Source organism: Bradyrhizobium sp., from assembly GCF_035701725.1.
Lineage (GTDB): Bacteria > Pseudomonadota > Alphaproteobacteria > Rhizobiales > Xanthobacteraceae > Bradyrhizobium.
The window spans coordinates 1-9,579 of record NZ_DASSRP010000362.1 but is presented as its reverse complement, the minus strand read 5'-3'; the positions used below and the strand labels follow the sequence as shown (position 1 = coordinate 9,579).

At 63.5% G+C, this 9,579-nt stretch carries 6 protein-coding genes and 1 pseudogene; 2 read left to right on the top strand and 5 right to left on the bottom strand.

The annotated features are described in order from the left end of the window. The 3 genes and pseudogenes from VFL62_RS21705 to VFL62_RS21695 all read right to left on the bottom strand — a co-directional run. Window positions 1-221, bottom strand: a pseudogene (locus VFL62_RS21705) (dihydrofolate reductase); the annotation flags it as partial. 56 nt (window positions 222-277) lie between these two features. Continuing rightward, window positions 278-1,030 (bottom strand): SDR family oxidoreductase, encoded by a 753-nt coding sequence (locus VFL62_RS21700; RefSeq protein ID WP_325174441.1) that lies wholly within the window; start codon window positions 1,028-1,030, stop codon window positions 278-280. 108 nt (window positions 1,031-1,138) lie between these two features. Beyond that, window positions 1,139-2,005 (bottom strand): alpha/beta hydrolase, encoded by an 867-nt coding sequence (locus tag VFL62_RS21695; protein ID WP_325174440.1) that lies wholly within the window; start codon window positions 2,003-2,005, stop codon window positions 1,139-1,141. Window positions 2,006-2,278: 273 nt separating this feature from the next. Here VFL62_RS21695 and VFL62_RS21690 point away from each other — a divergent pair, with 273 nt between their 5' ends. Continuing rightward, complete coding sequence (locus VFL62_RS21690; protein ID WP_325174439.1) at window positions 2,279-2,920, top strand: TIGR02594 family protein; 642 nt, start codon at window positions 2,279-2,281, stop codon at window positions 2,918-2,920. A 135-nt stretch (window positions 2,921-3,055) separates the two neighbouring features. Here VFL62_RS21690 and VFL62_RS21685 read toward each other — a convergent pair whose 3' ends face one another. After that, on the bottom strand, window positions 3,056-3,829 hold the full coding sequence (locus VFL62_RS21685) for an MOSC domain-containing protein (protein WP_325174438.1): 774 nt from the start codon (window positions 3,827-3,829) through the stop codon (window positions 3,056-3,058). 217 nt (window positions 3,830-4,046) lie between these two features. On the opposite strand from VFL62_RS21685, the gene clpB reads away from it, so the two are divergent. Beyond that, window positions 4,047-6,686 (top strand): ATP-dependent chaperone ClpB, encoded by a 2,640-nt coding sequence (gene clpB, locus VFL62_RS21680; protein ID WP_325174437.1) that lies wholly within the window; start codon window positions 4,047-4,049, stop codon window positions 6,684-6,686. Between the two features lie 74 nt (window positions 6,687-6,760). Here the strand turns inward: clpB and VFL62_RS21675 are convergent, their stop codons facing one another. Beyond that, window positions 6,761-8,806, bottom strand: a complete 2,046-nt coding sequence (locus VFL62_RS21675; protein WP_325174436.1) for a M23 family metallopeptidase — start codon at window positions 8,804-8,806, stop codon at window positions 6,761-6,763. Window positions 8,807-9,579 lie beyond the last annotated feature (773 nt).

Here is a 9,579-nt window from a genome sequence, read left to right as displayed (position 1 = left end):
CGGCCGAGGATGAAGGCGCCGAAGCCTGCCATGGCGCGTTGGGCGAACTGATCGTCGATGCCGGTGTCGCCGCCTTCTTTTCCAAGCATCTGGCGAAACGTCCGCGTCGGGAAAAACCACTGGAAGATCTCCTGGCCATTCAAACCAAGCGGATGATTCAGGCTCTGGTCCGTTCCCGCCGAGAAGCCATCGAGCGAGACCCCGAACCCGCAAACTTTCACTTTGGTCAATTGACTTCTCCTGTTGCGCTACGATGCCGGCGTCGTGCTCGCTCGCCTCAATGAAAGATCCGTCCGGAGTCGATGACGATGGTCTGGCCGGTCATGGTTTCCGTGCGGCACATGGTGACCACCATGTCGGCGCAGTCGTCCTTGTCGGCCGGCTTCTTCAAAAGCGAACTCGCGGCGGAATTCTGGATCTGCTCGGCGCGCAAATTCGCCGTGGCGCGCGTGCCGTCCAGAAGACCCGGCGCCACGCAGTTGACCAATGTCTCCGGCGCCAGTGCCACCGCCGTGCACCGCGTCAGATGGATCAGCCCCGCTTTCGATACGGCATAGGCGATCGACGAGCCGGTCGGATAGAGTCCCGCGACCGACGAAATGTTGACGATGCGGCCGCGCCCCTGCGCCTTCATGACGGGCGCGACGGCCTTGGTCAGAAGCAGCGGCCCCGTGAGATTGGTGGTCATGATCTTGTCCCAGACGTCCAACGTCAGATCGTCGAGGTTGGGGAAGGGGACCGCGAAATTGTAGGCGGCGTCGTTGACGAGAATATCGAGGCGGCCGAAAGCTTGCGTGACTTCGCCGACCAACCGATGGATGGCTGCGCCGTCCGTGATGTCGCAGGCAAACGCCTGCGCCTTGATTTGATATTTCGACGCCAGCTCGCCGGCGACGCTCTCCGCCTGCTCGCGGCTGCGCGCATACATGATCGCGATGTGTGCGCCCTCCCGGGCGAGCGCGTGGCAGATGCGCTGCCCCAGCCCGCCATTGCCGCCCGTCACCAATGCCGCCGCGCCCTTCAGCTCCATCGCGTCTCTCCTTCAATTGCAAATGCGTTGTCGCGCCGCTGAGCGCTTCGAAGTTGAATGGTCGTTGCGAGCGCTCCTGGCAATGAGGCTTCGAGCTGACCTCATGCTCTAATGCGGCAGCAGCGACCGCGGATCGCGCGGATTCCAGCGGTTGGCTTCCACCAGCGCGATGAAGCGCTCGACCATTTCGTTGAACAGTGCCGGCTCCTCCAGATTGAGCACGTGGCCTGATTTCGGGAAAAATGTGAGGCCGGAGGCCGGAAGATGCTGCTTGAGGAACAGGCTCGGCTCGACGCAGGCGTCGTCCTCGTCGCCGCAGATGATCAAGGCCGGCGTGGTCGCGCGTCTGATCTGTTCCGTCAGCGTGTAGATCGAGGGGCGGCCGCGCTGAAAGCCGCGCATGGTGTTGGCCGAGCCCTTGGCATCGTGGCGGGCGAGCGCGGCGTAAAAATCGGCGTGGCCACGCGGGTCCTTCACCAGGAACGGAATTCGCCCCGGCGCCTCGCGCGTCACCTTGGCGACTTCGGCCGAGCCGAGCTTGTCGAACTGATCGGCGGTGTCGCGGCAGGTCTTGCGGAAGGCTTCGAGGTTTTCGAGGCTCGATCCGGAGCCGACGCCGGCGAGCGTCATCGATAACAGGCGTTCGGGTGCATTGAGCGCCACCTGCAGCGAGGAGTAGGAGCCCATCGAGAGGCCGACGAAATGTGCTTTGGCAATATTGAGGTGATCGAGCACGGCCAGCGCATCGGTGTAGAAATGCTTGTAGCTGTAGTCCTCGCTGGAGGCCGGCACGTCCGAGGGCGTGTAGCCGCGCGCCGAGTAGGCGATGCAACGGTGGCCGCGCGAGAAGTAGCGCATCTGCGGCTCCCAGTTGGTGTGGTCGGCCGCGAACTCGTGCAGGAACAGGATCGGCGTGCCGCTGCCCGCTTCTTCGTAGTAGAGGCGGGTTTTGTCTTTGGCGGTGGCGTGGGGCATTCGTTCCTCTCCCGTGTTCTTTTCCGTTTCTTGCGCGCCTGTTCGTCGCGGCTTGCACGTTCGCAGTTAATGCTCGCGGCGGCAATGAGGCAAGGCACGTTTCATTTCCGTCACGGAATCTGCGCGGAATTACCTTCGAACCGCTAGCCCATCGCCACATCCCGTCTTGCTCTGGTCACAGCGCGACTTTTTTAACGCGCCCCGGAAGCCGGCTGAATTTCGCCGGCGGGCTAACGGGGGTGTCAAAAAGGATCGACAAGGATCAACCAAGCAATGCTTCAATCTGCCAACTTTCGCCGCTCGCTTGTAGCCCTGGCTCTGTGCTCGACCGCGTTTGCCGCTTCGGTGACGCCGGCCGCGGCGCGCTCGCATCACGCTTCGCGCCATCTCGCGCATGCCTATGAGAGCGGCCATCACGTGCGGCGTCACTTCGCTTACCATCGCGTTCGCCACTTCGCGCGTCGCTCGCGCTGGAGCGAGAGCGTTGCCGCACTCCGGAGCCATCGCGTCGCGAGCGCCTATGCCAGCGTATCCCCGGAGACGCTCACCGGCGCAGCCGCCTCGGGCGCAGGGTCCGACCTGGTCATGGAAGCGCGGCATTACCTCGGCGGCAATCCGACCGGCCGGGGCAGCCTGTGGTGCGCGCGCTTCATGAACATGGTGCTGGCGCGTACGGGTCATCGCGGCACCGGCTCGGACATGGCGGCTTCATTCGCGAGCTACGGTCATCGCGTGTCAGGTCCGCAGGTCGGCGCCATCGCGGTGATGGGCCGGCGCGGCGGCGGCCATGTCGGAATCATCACCGGCGTCGACGCCCATGGCAATCCGATCATGATCTCCGGAAACAACGGCAACCGGGTCAAGGAAGCGCCGATCTCGCGCGGCCGGATCTACGCCTACGTGATGCCGAACTGAGGAGCTTACCGCTTTCGCTCTTGTCATTCCGGGGCACGCGAAGCGTGAACCCGGAATCCATCGAGCCGCCCTAAAATGAGGTGAAATGGATTCCGGGTTCGCTCGCGCCCCGGAATGACAGGGCGGGGCCTTTTGCTACACCAGCCGCGGCTGTTCCGCCGCGATCTCGTCGCCGAGACGAAGCGTGCCGGGCGCAATCACCTCGGCGTAGATGCCGCAATCGGCGTGGCCGAGCCGGCGTTGCAAAGTGTCGGGAATCTCGAGGTCGCGCAGTGCGGTGTCGGGATCGACGTTGACGGCGGCGCAGCGCTTGATGCGCTTGACGACCTTCAGGCGGACGTCGCCGATCGCGAGCGTGCGGTCGAGCAGGTCGAATTCGTGCCAGGCCGGCCAGCCCGTGACATACATGTTGGCGCGAAACCGCAGCGGATGGACCGCCCAGTCGACCAAGCCCTCGACGGCCGCAACGCTTGCAAGGTTGATGATCGAGACCACCTTGCGTGCGACATCGGAAAAGCTGTGGCCCGCGCAGGAGAGAATCTTCGGCGGCCCCTTGAGCTCTTCGGCAAAATTGGCCGTGAAGAATTGCTCGATGGCGGCGCGGCCTTCGGGGGTCTCGAGGTCGCCTTGCGCGACGATTTCGCCGTCGCGCCGGATGGTCAGGCGATGGCTGTCATCATCGAAACGGGTCTTCAGCTCGGCGAGGCGCTCGTTGCGCATCAGCATCAGGAACTGGACCTTGGGCAGCCAGCCCGGCGCCTTGGGGTCGAAGCCGCTCGGGCCGTTTTCGATGGCATAGCGGCGGTCGGCCGGAAAGGTCTGGCCGAGGCCGAGGGCGACCTCGGGTAGCTCTTCCGGGGAAAGGCCTTTGACGGGATAGCGGTAGAGGCCGGTGATTTGCGCGGGCATGCGGTTTCTTAAGGGATTTTGATCCGACCCGCCACCGGACACGAATTTGTGAAAACGCCTCTTCCGTTTCGCCGGCTCGGCTCCCACATCTAGGTCAAGCCCACCGAGGGCGACGACCGCGGCCGGTTGAGGAATGTCAATGCGGACCGCGGATACCCAATGAAGATGCCGCAATCATGCCTTAGGGGTGCTTGCGGCATGCCGAGGGAACGAACGAATGAATATCGAAAAATATACCGAGCGCGCGAGGGGCTTTGTCCAGTCGGCGCAATCGCTCGCTGTACGCGAGGGACATCAGCAGTTTTCCTCCCTGCACATGCTCAAGGTGCTGCTGGACGACAATGAAGGGCTCGCCAGCGGCCTGATCGATCGTGCCGGGGGCAATTCCCGCGCGATCCTCAAGGCTACCGAGGAAGCTTTAAATAAATTGCCGAAGGTTTCGGGCAGCGGCGCCGGACAGGTCTATCTTGCCCCGGATCTGGCACGCGCCTTCGATGCCTCCGAAAAGGCGGCCGACAAGGCCGGCGACAGTTTCGTCACGGTCGAGCGGCTGCTCTTGGGCCTTGCGCTGACCAAGGACGGCGAGGCCGGCGACATCCTGCGCAAGGGCGGCGTGACGCCGCAGAACCTCAACGCCGCGATCGAGACGTTGCGCAAGGGCCGCACCGCCGACAGCGCCACCGCCGAAAACGCCTATGATGCGCTGAAGAAATATTCGCGCGACCTGACTCAGGCCGCGCGCGACGGCAAGCTCGACCCCGTGATCGGACGCGACGAGGAAATCCGCCGCACGATTCAAGTGCTCTCCCGCCGCACCAAGAACAATCCGGTGCTGATCGGCGAGCCGGGCGTCGGCAAGACCGCGATCGTCGAGGGGCTGGCGCTGCGCATTCTCAACGGCGACGTGCCCGAGAGCCTGAAGGACAAGAAGCTGCTGTCGCTCGACATGGGCGCGCTGATTGCGGGTGCGAAGTATCGCGGCGAATTCGAGGAACGGCTGAAGGCCGTGCTCTCCGAGGTCACCTCGGCTGAGGGCTCGATCATCCTGTTCATCGACGAGATGCATACGTTGATCGGCGCCGGCAAGGCCGACGGCGCCATGGACGCCTCCAACCTGTTGAAGCCGGCGCTGGCGCGCGGCGAGTTGCACTGCATCGGCGCGACCACGCTCGACGAGTATCAGAAGCACGTCGAAAAGGACGCGGCGCTGGCGCGGCGGTTCCAGCCGATCTTCGTCTCCGAGCCTTCGGTCGAGGACACCATCTCGATCCTGCGCGGCCTGAAGGACAAATACGAACAGCATCACGGCGTGCGCATCACCGATTCGGCGCTGGTGGCCGCCACGACGCTGTCGAACCGCTACATCACCGACCGTTTCCTGCCCGACAAGGCCATCGACCTGATGGACGAGGCGGCGGCGCGGCTGAAGATGCAAGTCGATTCCAAGCCCGAAGAACTCGACTCGATGGACCGGGAAATCATCCGCCTCAAGATCGAGCAGGAGGCGCTGAAGAAGGAAACCGATGCCGGCTCCAAGAGCCGCCTGCAGACGCTGGAGAAGGAGCTTGCCGAACTCGAGGAGAAATCGGCGGCGCTGACGGCGCGCTGGAGCGCGGAAAAGAACAAGCTGTCGAACGCGCAGAAGCTCAAGAGCGAACTCGATGGCTTGCGGATCGAACTCGCCAACGCCCAGCGGCGCGGCGAATTCCAGCGCGCGGGCGAACTCGCCTATGGCCGGATTCCCGAGCTTGAGAAGAAGCTCACCGACATCGAAGCCAAGGAGAATGCCGGCGAGATGATGGAGGAGGCGGTCACCGCCAACCACATCGCGCAGGTGGTCTCGCGCTGGACCGGCGTGCCGGTCGACAAGATGCTGGAAGGCGAAAAGGACAAGCTCCTGAAAATGGAGACGAGCCTTGGCCAGCGCGTGGTCGGCCAGGCCGAAGCGGTGCATGCGGTCGCGACCGCCGTGCGGCGCTCGCGCGCGGGCCTGCAGGACCCGAACCGGCCGATGGGCTCGTTCATGTTCCTGGGGCCGACCGGCGTCGGCAAGACCGAACTGACGAAAGCCTTGGCGGAGTATCTCTTCAACGACGAGACCGCGATGGTCCGGCTCGACATGTCGGAGTTCATGGAGAAGCACTCGGTGTCGCGGCTGATCGGGGCGCCTCCCGGCTATGTCGGCTACGACGAGGGTGGCGCACTGACAGAAGCGGTGCGGCGCCGGCCCTATCAGGTCGTGCTGTTCGACGAGATCGAGAAGGCGCATCCGGATGTCTTCAACGTGCTGCTGCAGGTGCTCGACGACGGCCGCCTGACCGATGGACAGGGCCGCACCGTCGACTTCCGCAATACGCTGATCATCATGACCTCGAACCTCGGTTCGGAATTCCTGGTCAGCCAGCCCGAAGGCGAGGACACCTCAGCCGTTCGCGAACTGGTGATGGGGACGGTGCGCGCGCACTTCCGCCCTGAGTTCCTGAACCGGGTCGACGAGATCATCCTGTTCCATCGCTTGCAGAAGAGCGAAATGGGACGGATCGTGGAGATCCAGTTCTCGCGGCTGTCGAAGCTCCTGGAGGAGCGCAAGATCACGCTCGTGCTGGACACGGCGGCGCGCGACTGGTTGGCCGCCAAGGGCTGGGACCCGGCCTATGGCGCGCGTCCCCTGAAGCGGGTGATCCAGCGCAATGTGCAGGACCCGCTCGCCGAGATGATCCTTGCCGGCGAAGTTCACGACGGCGATCGCGTGACGATTTCGGCGGAAGGCAACGTGCTGACCTTCAACGGCAAGGCGCGCCAGACCGCGGAAATCGCCCAGTTCGAGGCGCCGCTGCCCAAGCGCAAGCTGAACTGACAGGTAGCGTGCAGCGTGCCAAAGCAAAACGGCCCCGCCATGCGGGGCCGTTTCATATCAACCGAGCGTGAACCTTAGCGCGTCGTGAGCTGCACCGGGCCGCCGCTCGCATCCGAGATGCGCGAGCCGCGTCCGGTCATCATGACGTCGAGCCGGTCGCGTTCTTTTTCGAAGCTCGTCAGCATCGAGCCTTCGAGTGAACGGCCGCGCGGCAGTTTCACGCGCATCGGGTCGACGAAGCGGCCGTTGACCAGAATTTCGTAGTGGACATGGGCGCCGGTCGACTGGCCGGTCGAGCCGACAAAGCCGATCACCTGGCCCTGGCGAACGCGTTTTCCGACTTCGAGGCCCTTGGCGAAGGCCGACATGTGACCGTAGGCGGTCTCATAGCCGTTATTGTGCTTGATCTTGACGTACTTGCCGTAGCCGCCTTCCCAGCCCGCGGTCTCGACCACGCCGTTGCCGGAGGCGAAAATCGGCGTGCCGTAGGCGGTGGCCCAGTCGACGCCGGTGTGCATCTTTACATAGCCCAGGATCGGATGGCGGCGGCTGCCGAAGCCCGAACGCATGATGGCGACGTTGACGGGTTTGCGGACCAGAAACTTCTTCGCGCTCTTGCCGGTCTCGTCATAGAAGTCGACCACGGCATCGTCGGGGGTCTGGAAGCGGTAGTATTTCTTGGTCTCGCCGCCGACGGTGAGCGAGGCGAACAGCACTTCGGATTTTTCGCTGTTGCTGCCTTCGTCTTCGCCGGCGAAGAAGACGTCGAAGGAATCGCCGGGCTGCACCTTGCGCTGGAAGTCGACGTCATAAGAGTAGATGCGGATCATGTCCTCGATGACGTTCGCCGGCACCTTGTTGCGCAGCGCGGTCTCGTAAATGCTCTGATAGAGCCGCACGCCGGTTCCATCGTCATCGTCATCGTCGTCCTTGCCGTTATCGGCAGTGTCGGTGACGGTGTTGATGCTCGAGACGTCGACGGCGACGTATTTGCCAAGGTCGGACAGCGCGGCGACGGCTTCGACCGAGGAATCGTTGGCGACCATTACGCGGACCGGTTGGATCCGCTGGCCCGGACCTGCCGGAGCCATCAGGATGCGCAGCTTCTGGCCTTCCTTCAGGCCGCCCTCGCGGCCGCGGGCGCCGAGCGTTGCGGCGATCGCCTTGGCCTCTTCAGCGGTCGCGCCCTGATCGCGCAGGATCGAGGAGACGCTGTCGCCCTTCTTGACGACATGAATGCGCTCGCCGGTGGGATTGCCGCCGGTGATCTGGTCCTTGGTCTTCGGCAGCAGGGTGACGTTTTCAGGAACAACGCGGGTCTCGAAACCGGCATAGGGGTCGGACACATTGCCTTCAGTCGCGTAGGCCAGCTTGATGCCGCCGGTCGCGCCGCTGACGTCGGCGGTGGCATTGGCGAGCGCCGCATATTTCACCCCGCCATTGCCGCGCCAGTTCGAGGCGTCGCGCACCCGCAAGGTGATTTCATCGAGCGAAATGTTGGCGGCAATCTTGGCCTTGGGCAGGATCGGCGCCAGATCCTTGGTGACGAACGACACCTCGGCGTCGGGCTCGACGGCATCGGGATTGTTCGGATCTTCGGCAGCGGCCGGCGTGCTGGTGCCGACATCGGTCAGCATGCGCTGGGCGTTGAAGGGCGGGATCTTGGCCGACAGGTCGCTGGTCGTCATCGACAGGTTGCCGGAGATACGAATGAACGGCCGCACCCGCATCACGTCACGGTTGCCGACGCGCGTGACCGTGGAAACCCGCACCACATTGCGCGCGGCGCTCGCTTCACCTGGCGGCGGCAGACGGTCGCTCTTGTGCAAGGTGGCGGCGCGGTCGTTGGCGCCGAACGCGCCGCGCAGGGTGCCCTCGACCCGTTCCGGGATCTTGGCAAAGGTCATTTCGCCGTCGAGCGAGGCGAAAACGGCGCCGCCAATCAAGGCCGCGCCGCACAGACCGGTGAGAATGGTGCCGCTAAACCACTGGACGGAGACGCGGCGGCGGTCGATCACCGCGGCCTCAGTGCCGTCAACCGAAAGCGGCGGCTCGTGACCGAGGTCGATGACCCCGGCGTCGCGCCCGTATCCGCCCCCGCGTGACGTCCTGTGGCTCAAACCACCATCCCCCCAAATTCCAACGTCATTCGACGAGATCCCTAAGGCCGTCCTTTAAACCCGCAAACAACCCGGTGGGGGACGGGGATGCGGCGTACCGCACGATCTTTGCGACAACGAGCCGAAACAACGGCCGAAATCGCAGCTGTTAATAGTGTGGAAATCTCTTCGAAGTCATCCGTCCGCGTGAAAGGGGCGACAGTCTCACGGGTGATCTCCGCCTCTTTCAGGCATATTTACCGCCCGCGACCCCCACTGGTATCAAGCGATTCAATGCCTAAGTATGCCAGAACGTCGTAGGATTGTGGCTCAAGTACGGCGCGAAACTCCTAAAAAAACAGGGTTTGGGGCCGACTCAAAAATCTCGATCCGATGCGACGATTTGTTGACATCAGGCGTTGACAACGCCGATGGGGCGGGCCTATAACCCGCCCACTGAGCGCGGCGCTGCATTGGCCCTCGGCCAAGGCATCTGTTCGTGCCTGTAAGCTCCTCACTGAGATGAGTGAATCAACAGCCGGTGGAAACCGGTTGTCATTTGTCGTCGAGTGGGATGCTGCTCCCGTAAGGGAGAGGGGTTCTCGAACCCCGGGCTGTTTGACAAGTGAAGATGAAGAAAGAGAAACGTGGACGGCGGAGTCCTTGCGGATCTCGACCCGGATGAAGGCCTCGTGCTTTCAGCCATCGGGATCGGACGAAAGACTTCGGCGGTACACGTTTTAAAGGTTACACCATCGCTGCTCGCGATGTGAATCGCAGGCGGCTTGTCGGCT

Coding starts and splice junctions, on each gene's coding strand:
- VFL62_RS21700 (WP_325174441.1), bottom strand. CDS start 1,030: ATGGAGCTGAAGGGCGCGGCGGCATTGGTGACGGGCGGCAATGGCGGG.
- VFL62_RS21695 (WP_325174440.1), bottom strand. CDS start 2,005: ATGCCCCACGCCACCGCCAAAGACAAAACCCGCCTCTACTACGAAGAA.
- VFL62_RS21690 (WP_325174439.1), top strand. CDS start 2,279: ATGCTTCAATCTGCCAACTTTCGCCGCTCGCTTGTAGCCCTGGCTCTG.
- VFL62_RS21685 (WP_325174438.1), bottom strand. CDS start 3,829: ATGCCCGCGCAAATCACCGGCCTCTACCGCTATCCCGTCAAAGGCCTT.
- clpB (WP_325174437.1), top strand. CDS start 4,047: ATGAATATCGAAAAATATACCGAGCGCGCGAGGGGCTTTGTCCAGTCG.